Annotated in this window: 20 protein-coding genes, 6 tRNA genes and 2 riboswitches; of the genes, 16 read left to right on the plus strand and 10 right to left on the minus strand. The window is 53.2% G+C overall.

Annotated features, from left to right (window positions below):
• Positions 1–70 precede the first annotated feature (70 nt).
• Positions 71–559 carry a DinB family protein gene (locus MKY74_RS08395; RefSeq protein WP_076174829.1) on the plus strand — a complete coding sequence of 163 codons (489 nt, stop codon included), beginning with the start codon at positions 71–73 and terminating at the stop codon, positions 557–559.
• A gap of 107 nt (positions 560–666) precedes the next feature.
• On the opposite strand, the gene cmpA is transcribed toward MKY74_RS08395, so the two are convergent.
• Both cmpA and MKY74_RS08405 read right to left on the minus strand, forming a co-directional pair.
• Positions 667–795 (minus strand): cortex morphogenetic protein CmpA, encoded by a 129-nt coding sequence (gene cmpA, locus MKY74_RS08400; protein WP_089549977.1) that lies wholly within the window; start codon positions 793–795, stop codon positions 667–669.
• A gap of 208 nt (positions 796–1,003) precedes the next feature.
• Positions 1,004–1,357 carry a hydrolase/acyltransferase gene (locus MKY74_RS08405; RefSeq protein ID WP_076174826.1) on the minus strand — a complete coding sequence of 118 codons (354 nt, stop codon included), beginning with the start codon at positions 1,355–1,357 and terminating at the stop codon, positions 1,004–1,006.
• Positions 1,358–1,496: 139 nt separating this feature from the next.
• On the opposite strand from MKY74_RS08405, the gene MKY74_RS08410 reads away from it, so the two are divergent.
• The 3 genes from MKY74_RS08410 (at position 1,497) to MKY74_RS08420 (ending at position 2,179) form a co-directional block, all read left to right on the plus strand.
• Positions 1,497–1,976: a SprT family protein gene (locus tag MKY74_RS08410; protein WP_084204161.1), complete on the plus strand. Its 480-nt coding sequence runs from the start codon at positions 1,497–1,499 to the stop codon at positions 1,974–1,976.
• A gap of 31 nt (positions 1,977–2,007) precedes the next feature.
• Positions 2,008–2,083, plus strand: a tRNA-Asn gene (locus tag MKY74_RS08415).
• 7 nt (positions 2,084–2,090) lie between these two features.
• Positions 2,091–2,179: transfer RNA gene (locus tag MKY74_RS08420), tRNA-Ser, on the plus strand.
• 156 nt (positions 2,180–2,335) lie between these two features.
• Here the strand turns inward: MKY74_RS08420 and tlp are convergent.
• Positions 2,336–2,545, minus strand: coding sequence for a small acid-soluble spore protein Tlp (gene tlp / locus MKY74_RS08425; protein WP_076174820.1), 210 nt, complete (start codon positions 2,543–2,545; stop codon positions 2,336–2,338).
• A gap of 193 nt (positions 2,546–2,738) precedes the next feature.
• Between tlp and MKY74_RS08430 the strand changes: the two genes are divergently transcribed.
• The 6 genes from MKY74_RS08430 to MKY74_RS08455 all read left to right on the plus strand — a co-directional run bounded on the left by MKY74_RS08430 (position 2,739) and on the right by MKY74_RS08455 (position 5,454).
• Positions 2,739–2,813: transfer RNA gene (locus MKY74_RS08430), tRNA-Glu, on the plus strand.
• Positions 2,814–3,008: 195 nt separating this feature from the next.
• A tRNA-Lys gene (locus MKY74_RS08435) sits at positions 3,009–3,084 on the plus strand.
• A gap of 31 nt (positions 3,085–3,115) precedes the next feature.
• Positions 3,116–3,201, plus strand: a tRNA-Leu gene (locus tag MKY74_RS08440).
• A 158-nt stretch (positions 3,202–3,359) separates the two neighbouring features.
• Positions 3,360–4,016, plus strand: coding sequence for a ThuA domain-containing protein (locus MKY74_RS08445; protein WP_076173491.1), 657 nt, complete (start codon positions 3,360–3,362; stop codon positions 4,014–4,016).
• 3 nt (positions 4,017–4,019) lie between these two features.
• Entirely contained in the window at positions 4,020–4,685 is a 666-nt protein-coding gene (locus MKY74_RS08450) for an SDR family NAD(P)-dependent oxidoreductase (RefSeq protein ID WP_076173490.1), read from the plus strand.
• A 28-nt stretch (positions 4,686–4,713) separates the two neighbouring features.
• Entirely contained in the window at positions 4,714–5,454 is a 741-nt protein-coding gene (locus MKY74_RS08455; protein ID WP_076173489.1) for an SDR family oxidoreductase, read from the plus strand.
• Between the two features lie 154 nt (positions 5,455–5,608).
• On the opposite strand, the gene MKY74_RS08460 is transcribed toward MKY74_RS08455, so the two are convergent.
• The 5 genes from MKY74_RS08460 to MKY74_RS08480 all read right to left on the minus strand — a co-directional run bounded on the left by MKY74_RS08460 (position 5,609) and on the right by MKY74_RS08480 (position 11,359).
• Entirely contained in the window at positions 5,609–7,561 is a 1,953-nt protein-coding gene (locus MKY74_RS08460) for an amidase family protein (protein WP_244169362.1), read from the minus strand.
• 229 nt (positions 7,562–7,790) lie between these two features.
• Positions 7,791–8,630: an AraC family transcriptional regulator gene (locus MKY74_RS08465; protein WP_076173488.1), complete on the minus strand. Its 840-nt coding sequence runs from the start codon at positions 8,628–8,630 to the stop codon at positions 7,791–7,793.
• A gap of 298 nt (positions 8,631–8,928) precedes the next feature.
• A complete protein-coding gene (locus MKY74_RS08470; protein ID WP_076173487.1) occupies positions 8,929–10,146 on the minus strand; it encodes an MFS transporter in 1,218 nt (405 codons plus the stop codon).
• A 9-nt stretch (positions 10,147–10,155) separates the two neighbouring features.
• Entirely contained in the window at positions 10,156–10,539 is a 384-nt protein-coding gene (locus tag MKY74_RS08475) for a MarR family winged helix-turn-helix transcriptional regulator (protein WP_167372902.1), read from the minus strand.
• A 202-nt stretch (positions 10,540–10,741) separates the two neighbouring features.
• Positions 10,742–11,359, minus strand: a complete 618-nt coding sequence (locus MKY74_RS08480) for a PAS domain-containing protein (protein WP_084204054.1) — start codon at positions 11,357–11,359, stop codon at positions 10,742–10,744.
• 247 nt (positions 11,360–11,606) lie between these two features.
• On the opposite strand from MKY74_RS08480, the gene MKY74_RS08485 reads away from it, so the two are divergent.
• Positions 11,607–11,963 (plus strand): helix-turn-helix domain-containing protein, encoded by a 357-nt coding sequence (locus MKY74_RS08485; RefSeq protein WP_076173486.1) that lies wholly within the window; start codon positions 11,607–11,609, stop codon positions 11,961–11,963.
• An 89-nt stretch (positions 11,964–12,052) separates the two neighbouring features.
• Here the strand turns inward: MKY74_RS08485 and MKY74_RS08490 are convergent, their stop codons facing one another.
• Entirely contained in the window at positions 12,053–12,712 is a 660-nt protein-coding gene (locus MKY74_RS08490; RefSeq protein WP_076173485.1) for an urease accessory protein UreF, read from the minus strand.
• A gap of 250 nt (positions 12,713–12,962) precedes the next feature.
• On the opposite strand from MKY74_RS08490, the gene MKY74_RS08495 reads away from it, so the two are divergent.
• Positions 12,963–13,045 (plus strand) — tRNA-Leu (locus tag MKY74_RS08495).
• A gap of 145 nt (positions 13,046–13,190) precedes the next feature.
• Here MKY74_RS08495 and MKY74_RS08500 read toward each other — a convergent pair.
• Positions 13,191–13,685 (minus strand): glutathione peroxidase, encoded by a 495-nt coding sequence (locus MKY74_RS08500; RefSeq protein WP_076173484.1) that lies wholly within the window; start codon positions 13,683–13,685, stop codon positions 13,191–13,193.
• A 310-nt stretch (positions 13,686–13,995) separates the two neighbouring features.
• Positions 13,996–14,206, plus strand: a riboswitch (cyclic di-AMP (ydaO/yuaA leader).
• Between the two features lie 123 nt (positions 14,207–14,329).
• Positions 14,330–14,502, plus strand: a riboswitch (cyclic di-AMP (ydaO/yuaA leader).
• A 137-nt stretch (positions 14,503–14,639) separates the two neighbouring features.
• Here MKY74_RS08500 and MKY74_RS08505 point away from each other — a divergent pair.
• The 4 genes from MKY74_RS08505 (at position 14,640) to kdpB (ending at position 19,044) form a co-directional block, all read left to right on the plus strand.
• On the plus strand, positions 14,640–15,029 hold the full coding sequence (locus MKY74_RS08505; protein WP_076173483.1) for a hypothetical protein: 390 nt from the start codon (positions 14,640–14,642) through the stop codon (positions 15,027–15,029).
• 141 nt (positions 15,030–15,170) lie between these two features.
• Positions 15,171–15,248, plus strand: a complete 78-nt coding sequence (gene kdpF, locus MKY74_RS35670; RefSeq protein ID WP_354502751.1) for a K(+)-transporting ATPase subunit F — start codon at positions 15,171–15,173, stop codon at positions 15,246–15,248.
• 69 nt (positions 15,249–15,317) lie between these two features.
• Positions 15,318–16,997: a potassium-transporting ATPase subunit KdpA gene (gene kdpA, locus MKY74_RS08510; RefSeq protein WP_076173481.1), complete on the plus strand. Its 1,680-nt coding sequence runs from the start codon at positions 15,318–15,320 to the stop codon at positions 16,995–16,997.
• Between the two features lie 16 nt (positions 16,998–17,013).
• A complete protein-coding gene (gene kdpB / locus MKY74_RS08515; protein WP_076173480.1) occupies positions 17,014–19,044 on the plus strand; it encodes a potassium-transporting ATPase subunit KdpB in 2,031 nt (676 codons plus the stop codon).
• The last annotated feature ends 39 nt before the right edge of the window (positions 19,045–19,083 follow it).

A 19,083-nucleotide genomic window follows, 5' to 3' on the forward strand; every position in this document is an offset into this window, starting at 1 on the left:
TTAATTTATGGATGTAACTAATAAATTGATTTTAGTTCGTTACAAAAAACCGGACAGGGAGGATTTATACATGAGCCAAACTCAGGTGCTGCTGCAAAGATGGGATGAATGCTTTGGTCAGGAGGACTGGTATCCGCCGCTTGTACCGGCTTTGGAAGGTGTGACCGCTGAGGAAGCGGCATGGAAGCCGGAAGGGGAAGTTGTCAACTCGATCTGGGAGAACGTAAACCACCTGCTTTATTACAAAGAATATCACCTGCAGCGGATGCGCGGCGAAAACCCTGACTTCAAGGCGTCCAGCAACGATGAGACGTTCGGCAACGTCGAGGATGGAGACGAAGCTTGGCAGAAGACGGTCGATCGTCTCAAAAAGGTCCATGGCGAGATCCGAAGCTTCCTGTCCGGTTTGAGCGACAGTGAGCTGAACGCGCCGTTTCCGACCCGACCGCTCGCCAGCCTCATTCACAGCCTGATGATGCATGACGCCTATCATACGGGGCAGATTATTCTGCTTCGCAAGCTGAGAGGGAGCTGGCCGGCTTCGAGAAGCTTTGAGTAGGTAACAAGGAGCATGCTGACTATAGAATCCGACAAAACCAAACGCAAAAAACAGGCGGGTACACGGTACCGGCCTGTTTGCATGGAGCGGGCTTCATTTTTAAATATTTATCGGGCGTCCGAGTTTTCTTCCGGGGCGTTTCGGTAGAAGAACCAGCATTCGTTGAGCAGTTTGATCTGGCGTCTGTCTTTTTTGTGAAACGCCTTCCTCAGCTGATTACAGAGCCATTGCGGCAAGGGTGATCTCCTCCTCTTGCATTCCGTCTCTACGGTCAGCATATGGGGAGAACGCCCAAAGCGTGCAGGTCTCATTTGAATTTCCCGGGTTCTGCAAGGGGACGGGATTGTATTTTATAAACGCATCCCATTATGCATTCCTTCACGTTTCTCCTCGCTGTGATCCCGGTTCAGTTCATGGCTATTTCCGTAATAACGCTGCGGCCGCCTAGCCCTCCGCTTCCTCCTCATACCACTGTTCCAGTTGGGCTTGAAGGGCACGGATTTCGGTCAGCAGGGCGATGAGGGGATAGCTCTGTTCATCGATGGAAGCAAAGGATTGTTCCAGTGCGTTGATGTAGGCAAGTCCATCCTGAATTTGCAGATGTTCCTGCAGCAGATCCAGCTGATCGCATTCCGCCACGGCGAGCGGCAGCTCGGGGACGACGGAGGCCGTCAATTTGTCTATTTCCTTATTGAGGCGCAGGTTCAGCGCGCTGAGCTGGTAAGCGTAATCGGCGGGCATTTCCACAAAAAAGAGGTCGGCATTTTTCTGTAAAATTACATATCTCATCTTCGGCATAAGGCGCAAAAATCTCCCTCCATAACATTCTACTTGTCAGTGTAGCGTATGGGGAAGTTATAATTCAAGAGAATGTTTCTTTAGGGACAACCGCCCCGAAGACCGTCAAATTCAGTCAGAGGAGGACCTCATGGACGTCATGAGCAATGAAGAGCTGCAAGCTTGGGTGGAGCGGATTTCGGAGGAAAGCTTCGGCCTGCCTTTCAGGCACCGGGCCACGTTCAACCGGAGATTATCCACAACGGGCGGGCGCTATTTTATGAAAAGCCATCATATCGAAATTAATCCTCATCAGCTCGAAGCGAACGGGCGGGAGGAAGTGGAAAAGATCATCAAGCATGAGCTGTGCCATTACCATTTGCACTTGACGGGAAGGGGATACAAACACCGGGATCCGGATTTTAAAATGCTGCTGCAGCAGGTCGGGGGAAGCCGTTACTGCCAGTCGCTGCCTTCGGCGCGCGAGCGTAAGGTGCAGCCTTACCGGTACCAGCTGGTGTGCCGCCAGTGCGGGATGGTGTACCTGCGTAAACGCAAGGTCGATCCCCGCCGTTACCGGTGCGGGAAATGCGCTGGAAATCTTCGTTTGAACAAGCTTGACTCCGCTACAAAATCATGATAAATTATTTGGTGTTACCATATAACAACGTTCCCTGATAGCTCAGTTGGTAGAGCACTCGACTGTTAATCGAGTTGTCACAGGTTCGAGTCCTGTTCGGGGAGCCAGTTTCTTGGAGAGATACCCAAGTGGCTATAAGGGGACCCTCTGCTAAGGGGTTAGACTGCGTAAGCGGTGCGAGGGTTCGAATCCCTCTCTCTCCGTTTTGAAATACTTCGTAAGAAAGCTCCCACCGCCTTTGCGGCTGGGGGCTTTTTGGTGTAAAGGGATGAGAACCCTCGGGGGAGGGTTCGTCGGAGCAACAAAACAACCCCCATCCATCATTGGACAGGGGGCTGTTTGGGCGAATCCTCAAAGCTTTATTTTTCGTCTTCGTACTCTTCCCGCATGCCTTCAATCGCTCTTTCGCGCTTGGCGTTTTTGTGCTGAAGGTTGTGAACTTCCTGACCGGAAATTTCCTCGGCGTGTTCGGCCAAATAATCGTTGGTTTCGTTAATGTTGTCCTGCGTGTTGATAATGGCGGTTTTGATCTTTTCCGCGTTATCAGAACGGTCGTCTGGTTTAGCCATTGATTTTGTCTCCTTGTCGTGTGTTGATGTCATTGACGTGTATAGGATGCCAAATAAGGGATGATTTTATGCCCGGGAATAGGAGAGAAGTGGCAGCGACACTTTTTTTAAAAATATTACAAAAAGGGCTTGCCAACCTTTTTTGTTCTATGCTATACTCAGTCTTGTCGTCAAGAAAGTGATGTTACGATATGGCCCGTTGGTCAAGGGGTTAAGACACCTCCCTTTCACGGAGGTAACATGGGTTCGAATCCCATACGGGTCACCACTTTCATTGCTTGCAACAGGGGATGAGAACCCAAGACGGGTTCGTCGAAGCGCTGCATCGTTAGGATCAGCTTCGCAGTCTCGAACGAAGTGAGAGTATCCCATACGGGTCACCACTTTCATTGCTTGCAGCAGAATAAGAATTCCAATATCTGTACCATCTATGCTTATGGGCGCACAGGTTGTGGATCATCGAGAGCCATTAGCTCAGTTGGTAGAGCACCTGACTTTTAATCAGGGTGTCGAAGGTTCGAGTCCTTCATGGCTCACCAGTTTTTTAAAATAGCAGTTCCCTTTAAACGTGCGGTAGTGGTGGAATGGCAGACACGCTATCTTGAGGGGGTAGTGGGCGTACGCCCGTGGAGGTTCGAGTCCTCTCTACCGCACCATAATTTGATAAATGACAATCCTTGCGAATGGGCAAGGATTTTTTTGTTATATCCGCATTTTGCATGATCGGACCTGGAACCGGGTTGCGTGGCAAGCGGGTTTCTGGAATACTGGGAGTAATACGCTTTGCAAACGCTGTCAAAGGAGGGGAACATTCTTGAACATACTCGTATTATGCGACGATCAATGGCATCCGGCCGATGTAGTGAAGGGAGGCTTGGAGCCGCTTCGGGCAGGTGGGTTCAATTTTCACTACATTTTGGAAACCGACGCCGAATGGCAGGACTCGCTGGAAAGGCTGCTTACGGAATATGACTTGCTGATCTTGGCGAAATCCAATCGGGTCTCCGCGGTAAAAGAGCAACCGTGGCTCACAGCCCAAACCGGTGGTCTGCTGCAGCGTTACGTCAGCGCGGGTGGCGGTCTGCTCATCCTGCACTCCGGTACGGTGGGTTACCGGGACATAGAGGACGTGCGCGGGCTGGTCGGAGGAGTCTTTCATCACCATCCGGAGCAGTGTCCGGTCACGGTCGAGCCTGTACAAGAAACGGAGATTACCCGGGGAGTCCAAGCCTTCACGATGCAAGACGAGCACTATTTCATGGATATGACTGACCAGAGTGACGTGAATATATTTATGGTGACCCGGTCGGAACATGGGGAGCAGCCGGGCGGATGGACCCGAACGGAAGGCGAGGGAAGGGTTTGCGTGCTGACACCCGGCCACAATTTGGCGGTTTGGCTGCATCCGGGCTACCAGCAGCTGCTGCGGCAAGCACTGACGTGGACCGCATCAGCACCGAAAGGAGAATGAATCATGGACCAGGTTGTTTTGATTACAGAAGTTCACCGTCCGTGGGAATGCGCACTAGTTCAGGAATTCGCCAAAAAGGGATGGCACGTCATGGGGTGCAGTCCCGTTCCCGAAGAGGAATTTCAGGACGCCTTGGATACGGATAAAATACATATCTTCACGATGGATACAAGGTCCAGAGAATCGGTGCGGCAGGCAGTCCGGCGGATTCAGGAGCATACCAGCCGGGTGGATCTGCTCGTTTGCGGAACGGCATCCAGCCAGGGGAGGGAGGCGGCCGGAATTGCCAATATGTCGGCGGATCTCGTATTGGAAGATTACCAGGCGAATACGCTAGGTCCGATTCGTGTCATCGAGGCGTGCCTGCCTCTTATGGATAACGGGCTGCGAAGAATCGCGCTGCTGTCCGATGTCCAGGGCAGTTTGGGGCTTGGCCTTTCGGGGGCAGGGACAGGATATGCGATGTCCAAAGCTGCGCTGCATATGGCGTACACCATGCTGCATGGGGATCTGAGCGGCAAGGGGTTCACGTTCCGGCTGTTTGAGCCTGGATCGGAGCATGAAACGGGGGCTTCGGCTGAAGCGGCTGCTGCTTATTTTACCGGGGCCAGGGAAGATGAAGAGCGGGTAGTTATGCTGGATTGGCGGGGACAGGAGATTCCTTTATAACGGGCTTTAAAAAAGGAGGTGCTTACGGATGAGCAGGAGCAGAGTTGCCGTTGTTACAGGCGCGGACCGGGGGTTGGGACTTGGCATAACAAAAAGGCTGCTGGAGCTGGGCTGGGACGTTTTTGCCGGGAGTTACCTGGCGGATTGGCCGGAACTGACGGAGCTTAGACAGAAAGAGCCGGAGCGGCTGTATGTCATTCCGCTGGACGTAGCCAGCGATGAGAGCGTTCAGGCGGCCAGCCGGGCGGTTGAGCGCAAGACTGATCGGGTGGATGTGCTGATCAATAATGCGGGGATCGCCACGCGTTACCCCAGAACGATTCATGAAGAGCAGGTCGAAGAGGAACTGCTGCGAATTTACAACGTTAACGCGGTGGGGCCCATGCGGATGGCGCAGGCGTTTGTGCCGCTGCTGAGAGCGGGGTCCGGAAAGCGCATGTGCTTCGTGTCCTCGGAAGCGGGGAGCATCAACCGCAGCTTTCGCGATAACTGGTACGGGTACTGTATGTCCAAAACTGCGCTGAACCGGGGAGTTCAATGCCTGTTTGACGAACTCCGTCCCGAAGGCTTTACTTTTCGCTTGTACCATCCGGGCTGGGTCAGATCCTATATGTCGGGTGAGCTGAATACCGAAGGTGACCTGGATGCCGATGATGCGGCGCGCATGGCGGTGGCCTATTTTCTGCGGGACCGCTATGAAGGACCAGGGATTCAGGAGGAGGACCGGCTGGTCATGAGGGACTGGCTGGGCCGGGAGTGGCCGTGGTAGGAAGCTGATATGAAAAAAGGAAAAAGCGCACCTTGCGGCACGCTGAAAGGGTCGGACCTGATTGGGGGGGGCCGCCCGGACAGGCAGCCGGGGGTGCGCTTTTTGAAAGTGATTTTTAGAAGGTACGCCGGATAGACGATTTTCTTGAGTGTTCTTAAGGCGTTGTCTGCGGTGTCACGCGGTGGTGAGTGTGCTGCTCAAAGCTGTACGCCAGCTTGATCAGCTCCGGCTCGCTGAAGGCTCTGCCGAAAAAATCGATGCCGACCGGCAGATGGTCGCTGGTGAAGCCAGCCGGTACAGTGACCGTTGGCCAGCCGGTGAAGGAGCTTAGTTTGAAGGCGTCGCCCGCCACCTGCTCCTGGCCGATTTTCACGGCTGTTTTGGAGGAGGTCGGGAAGATAAGGGCATCCAGATGGTTGTCCGCCATCATTTTGAGGACCGCTTCCTGTACGTATTTGGTGCGGAACAGGACGATGTCCTTGTACTCCTGGGCATCCAGCGATTCACGTTTGTTGCGGTCGATCAGGGCTTTTTCAATGGACGGGTCGTATTTGCCCGAAGCGATCAGCTCGTCCAAAGACTTGTAAGGCGTAGCGTCGCCGAGGGACTTCAGGTAGTCGTTGAATTGGAACTTGAACTCCCAGGCGCTTAGGCTTCCGTATTTATTGATGAGATCGAAGTTCGGAATTTTGACGTTGTCCACCATCGTAGCCCCGGCTGTTTTCATTTCTTCGATAGCCTGGGACACGACTGCGTTGACCTGGGCGTCGTCTCCGAATACTTCGCGGACGATGCCGATCCGTGCTCCTTTGAGACCGTCCTTATCGAGATAATCCGTATAATCCTTCGGCACGAAGCCGACGCTCTTCGCGGTGGCGATGTCCTTCGGGTCATAGCCGGCCGTCGCGTTCAATATGAAGGCGGCGTCTTCCACGGTACGGGCGATCGGACCTCCGGTATCCTGCGTCAAGGCAAGCGGAGCGATGCCGTAGCGGCTCGACAAGCCGACCGTCGGACGAATGCCGACCAGGCTGTTGAACGAGGAAGGAATCCGGATCGATCCGCCGGTGTCGGTACCCATGCCTACGGCTGCCAGATTGGCGGCTACCGCGGCTGCGGTTCCGCCGCTGGATCCGCCGGGCACGCGGGTCGGGTCATAAGGGTTCAGCGTCTGCCCGCCCAATGAGCTGACGGTTGTATAGCCAAAAGCGAACTCATGCAGGTTAGCTTTGCCGATAATGATTGCCCCGGCATCGCGCAGCTCCTTGACTTGTGTGGCATCCTCCGGAGGGATGACATCCTTTAAGCCGATATTCCCGGAAGAGGTCGGCATGTCGGAAGTGTTGTAGTTGTCTTTGACGATCACCGGAATCCCGTGCAGCGGGCTGCGTTCCCCTTTGGCTGCACGCTCGGCGTCCAGCTGCTTCGCCGTTTCCAACGCCTTATCGTTCAAGGTAATGATGCTGTTCAGCTTCGGGCCCTGGTCATCGTACTTTGCGATCCGGTCCAAATACTGCTGGACAAGTTCCTCTGAGGTCAGCCGGCCGGTTTCCATCGCCTTTTGCATCTCCGCAATAGTCGCTTCCGTCAGCTTGAATGGCTGCAAATATTGATACAGACGGTAGATGATCGTGGCGGCTTCCCGGTGCGTTAGCGGCTTGCCGTATCCAAAAGTTTGGGAGGAGCTGCCCTGCATGAGGCCGGCGGTATAGACATTGGCGATGGCTTTGCTGTAAGGGCTGCCTCCGGCAATGTCTTGGTAGCCTGCGGAAGCGGCGTAAGGGACATGGATGACGGAATCCAGAAGTGCGGCGGCCTTTTCGCGTGTCAATGCACCGCTAATATTGGAACCGGATGGGCTTACCGTCGTCCCGGCTTCTTCTGCAGCGAGCTTCATTGCTTCGGCAAACTCTGCGGCGGTAATCGGTTTGCTGCTGGCGGTTAGGGAGGTCAGAGATTTGGGCATCCAGCTCTGGGACAGTGCATCGGCCGTCTCACCGCTTAGAGCTGCTGCGGAAGCGGCTGGTGAGGCAAAGGCCAGCGTCGGGGTCAGCGATAAAGCTGAAACGATTAAAACCGTGAATAGATTGCTCTTAAAACTCTTCAAGTCGTTCTCCTCCAATACAGCGTTATGTATTCTGACTTTGTGGCGGAAGGAAGGCATCGTTTGAAATTTCCGCGGGAGAAACTTCGCAGGATGGAGGACGAACCCGCAGAAACTGGGGATAAACGAATGCCTTCACTCCGTCATTGGAGTCTATTATATTGAAGAAGAGTTAACATGAATTGTATAAAACGGAAGTCGTGTCAGGAAAGTTTACGCAATAATAACTAGATTACGATTTCCGCAGGAGCTGCACCATCCAGCGGGTTGGGCATTCGCTGCTGAATTTTTTGAACTCGTGGATAAAGTGGGCCTGGTCGTAATAGCCGTACTCTGAAATAATGTCGTTAAAAGCCGCCCGCGACGGATGCAGCAGTCTGCCCACGGCCGATTGATACCGGATGATTTGGCAGAACAGCTTGGGAGAGAGGCCTATATACGCCTCGAACAGGGAGCGAAAACTCCGTGTTGAACAGTCCATAGCTGTAGAGAGCTCGGTTATGCTGATATTGCCGCAGGACTGAAAAATAAGCCGGATGGCCTGATAAAAGTGCGATGGTACAGAAGCGGCAGTGCATGACCCGGAATGAAGCAGCTTACGGAGGCCGCTGTGGAAACTGGATATTCTGCGATGGAAAGAGGCGTCTTCCTGCTGGATTTGCTGTATGGCGGCGGCTGGAATGGATAAGGCGCGATCCAGCGGCGTGGATCGGTCCACCAATTCTTTTAGCGGAATTTTAAAAGCAGGAGCGAGGGGGACGGGAAGCAGCCGGACACCGAAGTATAACGTGCCTGGACGGAACGGCACCTCCCGGCGGCAAAGAACGCTGCCGAGAAGCAAGGGATCGGCAGGGGAGCCTCCGACCGGGAACAACATATCGACATGTCCCCCGGGCAGTACGGGGCAGCGTCCTGAGTGGCCGCATGGGACCGAGAATTGGTAGAACAGAACAGGCAGCGGAGTGTCTGGTAACAAGTCGCGATGCTCTGTGTAATCGGTAAAATGCTTGGCAAAGCCCGGCTGAACGGGTATAAACGTCTCGAAGGCAGTGGATGTGGCCGGCATGTTCATCGTAATCTCTCCCCCGGAATTGGAATAGAACTATGGCTTATGGTAGATAATATGACTATTTTACTCCTTGATTGATAGATTTGAAAGTATATTTAACATTTAAAGTCATAAAATATTACATTGAATTATGAAGTGATTTTTAATGATGCATTGGGAGAGGCTCTAGAGGAACCTAGGGGAACTACAGGGAGTAGAGTGATCTGTGGGCTGGGGGCATATGGCTGTGATTGTAAAAGAAATAAAAAGCACCCTTCTGCCAGGTGCAGAAAGGTGCTGAATCGATCAAGCCCAAGGGGCTTTATACGGTTGTGGACGTTCCGGTATCGCGGTTTGGCATGTTGTTGTTCTTGGCCCGTTTCGCAAGATAGAACGCGTATACCATGATGAACAGGACGAGGAACAAGGATGCGTAACGGTACATTGCCCCGTAAGTCGAGTATTGGGCGATCTGGCCCAAAATCATGGCTCCAACGGCGATGCCAAGGTCCAGCGAGTTGAAATACATACTGTTGGCGAGCCCCTGCTTTTGCGGAGGAACCTGCTGCAGCATCCAGGATTGAAGGGTCGGCTGAACCGTACCGAATCCGAGGCCGTAACACAAGGCAGCCAGGGCTAAAAATCCGGTGGTATGGGCATAAGACAGCAGCCATAGCCCTCCAATGAGCAGCACCGCCGACGGAATGAGCAGGGCGATATGTCCCTTGCGGTCGTAGATTTTGCCCGAGATGGGCCGAATCAGCACGACGGCGACCGCATTGAACAGAAAGAACAGCGATGCGTTCGCGAGGCTGGCCTCTTTTCCGAACAAATTAATAAAACTGAGCAGTCCGCCATAGGTAATGGACATCAGCAGGTTCATCAGGCTGGGCAGAAGGAGCGCTTTCGGAAAGCCCTGCTTCTGGGGCACCGCCGTAAATTCTTTTGGAATGGCCGGGGCGGCCGGCTTTACCTTTTTGGTCAGCGGAATGACCAGTGGGAAGATCAGGGCAATAACGATTAGCGTAGCGTATACCAGCGTGTCGAACCCTTTGTTCTCCAGAAGCGCCGTCCCGATAACAGGTCCAAGCGAAAGCGCGATGCTTGTCGACAGTCCGAAATAGCCCATGCCCTCGCCCAGCCTGCGGACCGGTATAATACCGGATGCCATCGTAGGCAGCGTCGTGCTGCCCATGCCGAAGCCCACGCCGAACACGATCCGCATCAGCAGCAGCAGCGCCATCGTGCCGCTCCACAGGTAACCGAAGGTGGCGAGCAGCGCTAAGGCAAGGCCGATATATAAGATTTGATTACGGATGCCTCTCTCCAAAGCTTTCGCGGAATACAGGCGCGCCACGATCGCTGCCAGCGAGAACAGGGTCGTAAACATGCTGACCATGAAGGCGCTGGCGTGAAAATGTTCTTTTACATAGCCGGACAGAGGGGATACGATCATTTGCAAATTTAAAAATAACAGCAGGTTGCACAGCGTAAGCATAATAAACTCACGTGTCCACAGTTTCTCTCGGGTGTCGTTCATAGGTGACTCCTACTCCATTAAAATTCGATCTATATTTTTATTGATTTGATCCATGATGCGGTTCAGTGACTCCAATTGCTCGTCCGTAATGCCGGCGATCAGCTCGTCATTAAGCTTCAGCTCCATCGGGATCGTTTCTTTCATCAGCTCCTGCACGGCTGGCGTGGCGTAGATTAAATAAGCCCGGCGGTCGGCCGGATCCGGCTTGCGCTGAATCAGTTCTTTCTTGTCCAGCACATCGAGAATGCGGGTGATGGAGGGCTGGTCTTTGCCGGAACGAAGCGCGAGTTCCTTCTGGTTAATCCCTTCCTGGAGGTGAACCTGGTACAGTACGGACCATTGCTCGGGTGTGATGCCGTAAGGTTTAAGCAGGCCTGCAAAAATAGAAGACATTCTGCGGGACATATTTCCGTATCGGAAACCGATCGTTTGGGACGAAGATGAGAAGCGGGTCAGGGAAAACACTCCTTCAAAATATAATTGTCATAACAATTATATGGATATGAACAAAGAACGTCAACGAAAAAAAGCTGCAGTGCGTTGACGATGATTTTGAAGAAGTGTTTGATTGGGGAAGAGACTGAAGATGTTGCAGCTACTGGTGAGTAGGTGTGTCCAATATGGACGAGTACTTGGGATACAGCCGCCGTATGCAGTCCGGGCAAATATCGTGCGTGAATTCGGTGTGGGCATGCTTTTGCAAAAAACTCTCGATGGAATTCCACAAGTCATCGTCATCGCGAATTCGTTTGCAGACAGCGCAGATGGGCAGCAATCCGCGTAGGGTGCGGATCTGGGATAAGGCGGTCATCAAGTCGTTCTCGAGCTGCTTGCTTCGGCTGATATCCGACAGGCAGACGATCATTCCCCGGGGTTCCTCCCTGGCGCCGTTCCGGAGCGGGAAAGCCTCGATTTGAAACCAGCGGGAGGGCTGGATGCAGCTCGACCGGAATTCGTTCCTGTAGTATGTAGAAATACCCTGCAAAACCGCCTGGAGTCTGTCCATGTCTTGTTCGTCTTCTCCCGAAAGGGCGTCGGCGATTTGCATAAAATTAATACCAACCCAGTTAAAGGATTGGGGGACGCCTTCGTCATATGCGCTTTGAATCCAGGCGTGGTTCACTGAAATGATAACTCCTCCGGCATCCACGACGGCAATACTTTGCCTCATGGCATGGATCAATTCATGATAAGAAATGTCGAGTGTGTGCAAAAGCGGTCGCTCCCTGTCTTGGTATTGGTCATAAGCGGGCCCGAATCGCGTTGGAAAGGTAATGTCAGATATGAAGTGAATGATTGCAGGGCGGTTGGATTAGAAAAGGGACTAATGATACAATAAGAGCCATAGGTATGGAAATTCCTAATATAAAGAATACTATACACGTTTTTGCGTCATATTGCAAGCATGAAATTACTTAAATGCGTCGTTTTTTTGCGACATGACTGGAAGGCGGTTTTTTATGCAATCCATTTACGGACGTATTGAGGCATTGATTAAGCAGAAGGGGATGACCAAAAAGTCGTTTTGCGAGCAGCTTAATATCAGCACGGGGAATTTCGGAGATTGGAAAAGGGGGAAGTCCACCCCGAGCACCAATAAATTGATCGAAATCTCGAGCTTTTTCGGCGTCAGCCTTGACTGGCTGATTCTGGGCAAGGAACCGGGGCCGTATATGGTGAAAGAGCAGCAGGATCCTTATTTGTGGGAAAACGGAAGGCAGTTAAACGAAATGCCGCTATCCGATCACGAGAAGGAGTTTATCAAGGAGTACATCAAGTTTGTGGAATACCGGAAGAACCAGTCCCGCGATCAGTAAGATGAAGGTCAAGTACATACATGGGAACAGAAAAGGCACTTCGCTGCGGCAGGGCAGAGCGGAGTGCCTTTGTGGTGTTGTTAAAGAGATCACGAGGCGATATGGGAGTCGTTCTCCTGGATATTGAAAAGGTCTGTGGGCAGGGAGTCTTTCTCCGCTGTCCATGCGCGCTCCATTTCAGCCGTCCATTTGCCGGCCAACGCTTTGGCGTCGTGAGGCGGAATGCTCAGCGAGCGGGCAGCGAGCTGGATGCATGTGCAGACCGCAGATTGCATATAGCCATAAACGGTGTGGTCGCGGCTGGACCCGAGCTGATAGTTGACATAGGCATGCGCCGTGGCCAGGCAGACGGGAGACAGTTCTTTCTGCGCGAGTTCGTCAAGAGCCTTCAGATTGAGCCAGGGGTACAGGGCCTGGGCCAGTTTCAAAAGTCTTCTGCCCCGTTGGCGCACCGCTTCATCATTTTCATGGGCAGCGATTCTTCCGAGGATGTACCGGTCAATCCGGGCGATCTGACGGATATCCCGTTGGTCGGCAGCTGCGTAAATCGCCAGAATGGCCGCGCCGTCTTGGCGGACCAAACGATTCATCATCGGATGAAGGATGAACCCTTCCAGCTCTTCCTGGCTCTGGATGCGCCCTTCTGCAATCCGGGTTTGGAGGTCGAACACATGGCTGAAGCCTCCGACCGACAAGTCGTTATCCAGCGTTTGCACGTAATCGAGCAGTTTGGTGCTTTTGTCGTTCAACGCGGTCACCTCCATTTTGTTGTGGTAATAAATATTACATGAATTGCGAAGTTAAATCATCGATCACTATTATTTGTAAGTTAATATTACATAAATATAATGATTTGTCAATGTTAGGGCGACTAAATCACTGTTTTTTTCGTTTTTTGTGTTATATAATATTACATGATTGGTGTTATAATGCATTTCCCTTTACAATTCGGATGATTTTGTGTATAATAAAAAAGTTCGCTAAATGAACTTTGGATATGCGGTAGTGGTGGAATGGCAGACACGCTATCTTGAGGGGGTAGTGGGCGTACGCCCGTGGAGGTTCGAGTCCTCTCTACCGCATCTATGAACACAGAAAGAAGCTTCCTTGGAGAAATCCAGGGAAGCTTTTTTTGTTGCTTAATGCATTTTCGTATATTTTGGGTTCCCGCAAAGCAAGTGAATTTCGGATCGCAGCAAGTAGCGTTATTTTGTAGAGCTGATTTGCCTATTCGCTTTTTCCGGATGCAAGCAGCTTGCGAATGTCGTTTTCGATTTTGTCCGGTGTCGTTTTGGGCGCGTAACGCTTGATGACCCTGCCCTTGGAGTCGACCAGGAACTTGGTAAAGTTCCACTTGACCGCTTTCGATCCGAGCACGCCCGGCGCTTCCCGGGTCAGGTATTGAAACAGTGGGTGGGCGTTGCTGCCCTTGACGTCGATCTTCTCAAACATCGGGAACGTGACCCCGTAATTCATCTGGCAGAATTCGCCGATCTCCTCGCTGGTACCGGGCTCCTGATTGGCAAACTGGTTGCTCGGAAAACCGAGAATTTGAAAATGATGGTCGCCGAACTCGTCGTACAGCTCCTGCAGCCCGCGAAACTGCGGCGTAAATCCGCATTTGCTGGCCGTGTTCACGATCAGCAGCACGTCACCTTCATATTCCTTTAACGATACCTCTTTACCGCGCAGCGTGTTCACTTGAAAATCATAGACGCTCACTGCCATCCTCCTCCTTTTGTGCTGCTATGAATCATCATCCAGCCGAATCATTTACCAAGCACACAATTTAATTTTAAACGATTGAACTGTAATGTCAATGCGGATATTCCTGCGAGCCAGTGTCCCTTAATGACCTGGATTCCATAAATGCGCCAAATCGGGAGCATGGAAGAGGTAGAAGTCAAAAAGCCAAAATGTAAGCGCTAATAAGGTCCTGAATGTTCCAAAATTCGCGGTTCATGATTTTTAGACTGCCTTTACAGCTTGGAAGGAGCGGGTGTATGATTCAGAGCGTATTCAATACAGTTTCCATTACTAATCGCTGAGTTTCCGCAAAAAAGCGCGGAAATCGGGGGAACCAAACGCGTGCCATGGAGCAGCGAACCGGTGTGAGAGTCGGGGGTCTGCTGCCAGCCGCAGGGGTGAATCCCGGCTACGGATGCCATGGATCCGGCCGGGTAGAGCGACTCTCACCGCTCGAATCCGTCAGCTAACCTCGTAAGCGTCGTTTGAGAGAGGAATGATGAAACTTGCGACCCGAATAAACTTTCGGATCACAGGGGGATCAGCTGGCCTCTGTGTTTTTTTTTACCCTTTTTTAGCTTACTGGAACAAAAGAGAGCATTCATCACAATCACATACACTTATCAATAACGCTTAATTTCGGCCGGAAACGGCCGGGAGCGGGGGAACCACAGCGGCCGCCTGGAATGGAAGCCGCCGGGGTGAATCTTTCCGGTACGGTAAGTACCGGAAGGTAGGGCGACTCTCACGCCCGAATCCGACAGCTAACCTCGTCAGCGTAACGGGAGAGAGACAGCACTTGTCGTGCGCATTTTGAATATAGGACGATCCTTCATATTCGTCCACATTCAAGAAGCCGCGGGAAAGGTCCTTCTTTCCCTGCGGCTTCTTTTGCGTATTCGCGGCTGCCGCACAGGAGGAGCCTTTGAAATGGACAACGTCGTCATCGTGACCGCGCCGAACGAGGCGGGACGCAATTTTATCAAGCTGCTGATGTATTGGAAGAGGCCCTTTGCCGTTCTGACCAACAGTGCCCGGGAGGAACGCCTCTTGAGAAAAATGGGGGTGCAGCGGATCATCCGGCTGAATACGAATCACGCGGAGGATTGGGTGGTGCCCGAAATGGAGGTCGGCAAAATCTTTCTTTTTGAAAGCAGCCTCAACCTGACCTGCCGCTATTTGCAGATCTGCCGTCCCTGGACGTCGGAACCGGTATATGTCATTACGCAGAGGGGCAGCTCACCCGGCATTTACCGGGGGCTTGGTGCAGATCACATCATTTATACCTTAAACGGCGAAGTCGGATTTTTACTGAAATAAAGATGATTCTAACCATGCAAAGGAGAGACCGGAAACGATGATGGATGTATATATGATACTTGCGCTCGCTGCCACCTTTGGCGTGTTCTTGTTATTTTTTCATTGGTGCGGCCAAGTGGTGGAAGAAGGGGGCAAAGACCAATGATTGTCGTTGGGGCATTCGCCGTGCTTGTCTTTATCTATTTGGTTTACGCCTTGATCCATCCGGAAAAATTTTGACCGGTATTTTAAATCTGTAAGCCTCAAGGGGCCAAAGCAGAACATGCTCGTAAGAGGGGGAAGCCAGCCTTGGATATTTTGCAAATTTGTATCGTCATTTTCGTGCTCCTGCTGCTCGTGAAGCCGGTAGGCACTTACGTATATCATATATTCTCCAATGAACCGAACCGGACGGACCGGATTTTCGGCGGCGTGGAAAGAGTTTTATACCGGATCATCGGGCTGAAGCAGCGGGGCAGCATGAATTGGAAAAAGTACGCGCTCAGCATGATCGCAACCAATATCTTTCTGGTAGCGATCAGCTATATATTGCTGCGAACGATGGGCGCCCTTCCGGGCAACCCGAACGGCATCGGCAATATGGAGGCGAGCCTGTCCTTCAACACGGTCATCAGCTTTATGACGAACACGAACCTCCAGCATTACAGCGGAGAGAGCGGCATGTCTTATTTTGGCCAAATGATCGTCATCACGATGATGATGTTTACCTCGGCAGCCTCGGGCCTGGCTATCGCGATTGCTTTTATGCGCGGCATCACCCGCAGGGGTGAGGGGCTCGGGAACTTCTTCGAGGATTTTATCAAGGCGCATGTCCGCCTGTTCGTGCCGCTTGCCCTCATCGTAACCCTGGTGCTGGTCGGGCTCAAAGTGCCGCAGACGCTGGAGCCGATGCGGGCCGTGCAAACGCTGGGAGGCGGCGTGCAGCAGATTCCGCTGGGTCCTGTAGCCTCGCTGGAATCGATCAAGCACCTCGGAACGAACGGGGGAGGCTTCTTCGGTGTCAACTCGGCCCATCCGTTCGAGAACCCAAGCCCGCTGACCAACGTGATCGAAATTCTCAGCATGTGGACAATTTCGGCGTCACTGCCTTACACGTTCGGACGGTTCGCCCGGAACAAGAAGCAGGGCTGGATGATTTTCAGCGTCATGATGACGCTGTTCGTAGCGTTCCTGTGCCTGACGTATTTCTCGGAAAAAGCCGGCAACCCGCTGATCAACCAATTGGGAATCAACAGCTCGGCCGGCAGCATGGAAGGCAAGGAGGTGCGCTTTGGCATCGCGCAGTCCGCGTTGTTCACAACCGTCACCACCGCCGCAACGACGGGGTCGGTCAACAACATGCATGATACGCTGACGCCGCTGGGAGGACTTGCGCCCTTGGCCGAAATGATGCTGAACGTCGTGTTCGGCGGCAAGGGGGTCGGTTTCGTCAATATGATCATGTATGCAATCCTCGGCGTATTTATCTGCGGCCTGATGGTTGGCCGGACGCCGGAATTTCTGGGCCGGAAGATCGAAGCCCGGGAGATGAAGCTGATCGCGGTGGCGATTCTGATGCATCCCTTCATTATTCTTGCTCCGACGGCGATTTCGTTTATGACGCACCTGGGTACCGACGCCTTCTCCAATCCTTCGTATCACAGCTTGAGCCAGTCGCTCTATGAGTTCACCTCCTCGGCGGCGAATAACGGCTCCGGGTTCGAGGGATTGGCAGACAATACCGTATTCTGGAACGTCAGCACCGGTCTGGTGATGCTCCTCGGCCGATATATTTCGATTATTGCGCTGCTCGCCGTTGCAGGTTCGCTGGCGGTGAAGCAGAAGGTCGCCGAGACTCAGGGCACCTTCCGGACCGACAACAAGCTGTTCGCCGGCATTTTGACCGGAACCGTGCTGCTGATCGGAGCGCTGACGTTCCTTCCGGTCCTCGTTTTGGGGCCGGTCGCCGAATTTTTAACACTTAACTAAAGAGGTGGAGCAAGTCATGAGCGGACAACGCAAAAGTATGCTGTCTGGCGGCATTGCCAAACAGGCGCTGAAAGACAGCTTTATGAAACTGAACCCGGCCGTAATGATGAAAAATCCGGTCATGTTCGTTGTGGAGGTCGGCACCTTCGTTGTGCTGCTGATGGTTCTTTTTCCCTCTTATTTTCATACCGAGGGACGGATAGGGTTTAATCTGACCGTGTTTCTGATATTGCTCTTCACCGTCCTGTTCGCGAATTTCGCGGAGGCGCTGGCGGAAGGCAGGGGCAAGGCCCAGGCCGATACGCTCAAGAAGAGCAAAAAAGACACGACGGCGAACAAAATGGTGGGCGGCGAGATCAAGGTCGTGAGTTCGGCCGAGCTGCGCAAAGGCGATGTCGTCATCGTCTCCCAGGGAGAGATGATCCCGGGTGACGGGGAAGTCATCGAAGGTCTTGCATCGGTGGATGAATCGGCGATTACCGGCGAATCGGCACCGGTGATCAAAGAAGCCGGCGGCGATTTCAGCTCGGTCACCGGGGGAACTCGCGTCGTCAGCGACCAGATCAAGGTGATGATCAAAAGCGATCCAGGCGAATCGTTCCTGGACCGGATGATATCCCTGGTCGAAGGGGCGGCGCGCCAGAAAACACCTAACGAAATTGCTCTTAACACGCTGCTTACAACATTAACGTTGATATTTCTGATTGTGGTCGTCACGTTAGCGCCAATTGCCAAGTATTTCGGCATTTCGCTGGATATCCCGGTGCTGATCTCCCTGCTCGTGTGCCTCATTCCGACGACGATCGGCGGGCTGCTGTCCGCCATCGGCATCGCGGGCATGGACCGGGTTACGCAGTTCAACGTGCTGGCCATGTCGGGGAAAGCCGTCGAGGCATCCGGCGACATCAACACGATCATTTTGGATAAAACGGGTACGATTACCTTCGGTAACCGGATGGCGAGCCAGTTCATTCCGGTGGGGGACGCGGATTATGCGGAAACCGCCTATTGGGCGGCCGTCAGCTCGGTTAAAGACGAGACGCCGGAAGGCCGCTCCGTGCTGGAACTGGTGAAGAAGCAGTCGATAGAGGTTCATCCGGAAGCGGCCGCCGCTGGAGAGTTTATCGAGTTCAAGGCGGAGACGCGGATGAGCGGCATCGACCTGGTGGATGGGCGGCATGTCCGTAAAGGGGCGGTGGACGCGGTTAAGCGCTGGGTGCAGGCCCAAGGCGGAAGTATTCCGGCGGATCTGGATATGGAATCCGATAAAATCGCGTCGGAAGGCGGTACGCCGCTGGCTGTCGCTGTGGACAGCCGTATTTACGGGTTGATTCACCTGAAGGATACGGTCAAACCCGGCATGAAGGAACGCTTTGACCAGCTCCGGCAGATGGGGATCAAGACGATCATGTGTACCGGCGACAACCCGCTGACTGCGGCTACGATCGCCCAGGAGGCGGGCGTCGATGACTTTATCGCCGAGAGCAAGCCGGAGGACAAAATCGCGGTCATCCGCCGCGAGCAGGCCGAAGGGAAGCTGGTCGCCATGACCGGCGACGGCACGAACGACGCGCCGGCGCTGGCCCAGGCCGACGTCGGGCTCGCGATGAACAGCGGCACGGCGGCCGCGAAGGAAGCGGCCAACATGGTCGACCTCGATTCCGATCCGACGAAGATCATCGAGGTCGTGGCCATCGGCAAGCAGCTGCTGATGACCCGCGGCGCGCTTACCACGTTCAGCATCGCGAATGACGTGGCCAAATATTTTGCCATCATTCCCGCCATGTTCATGGCCGCCATCCCGGAAATGAACGTGCTGAACGTCATGAAGCTCGGCTCGCCGCTTTCGGCGATCTTAAGCGCCCTGATTTTCAATGCGGTCATTATCCCGCTGCTCATCCCGCTGGCGATGAAAGGGGTGGCCTACAAGCCGATAAGCTCGTCGCGCCTGCTCAGCCGCAACCTGCTGATCTTTGGTCTTGGCGGCGTGATTGCGCCCTTTATCGGCATCAAGCTGATTGATCTAGTGGTCCATTTGTGGATTTAGATAGAATGAACTAAAGAAATGGATAGGCGATAGATAGAT

Origin of the sequence: Paenibacillus sp. FSL R5-0378, assembly GCF_038009285.1 — a bacterium.
Taxonomy (GTDB): domain Bacteria; phylum Bacillota; class Bacilli; order Paenibacillales; family Paenibacillaceae; genus Paenibacillus_AQ; species Paenibacillus_AQ favisporus.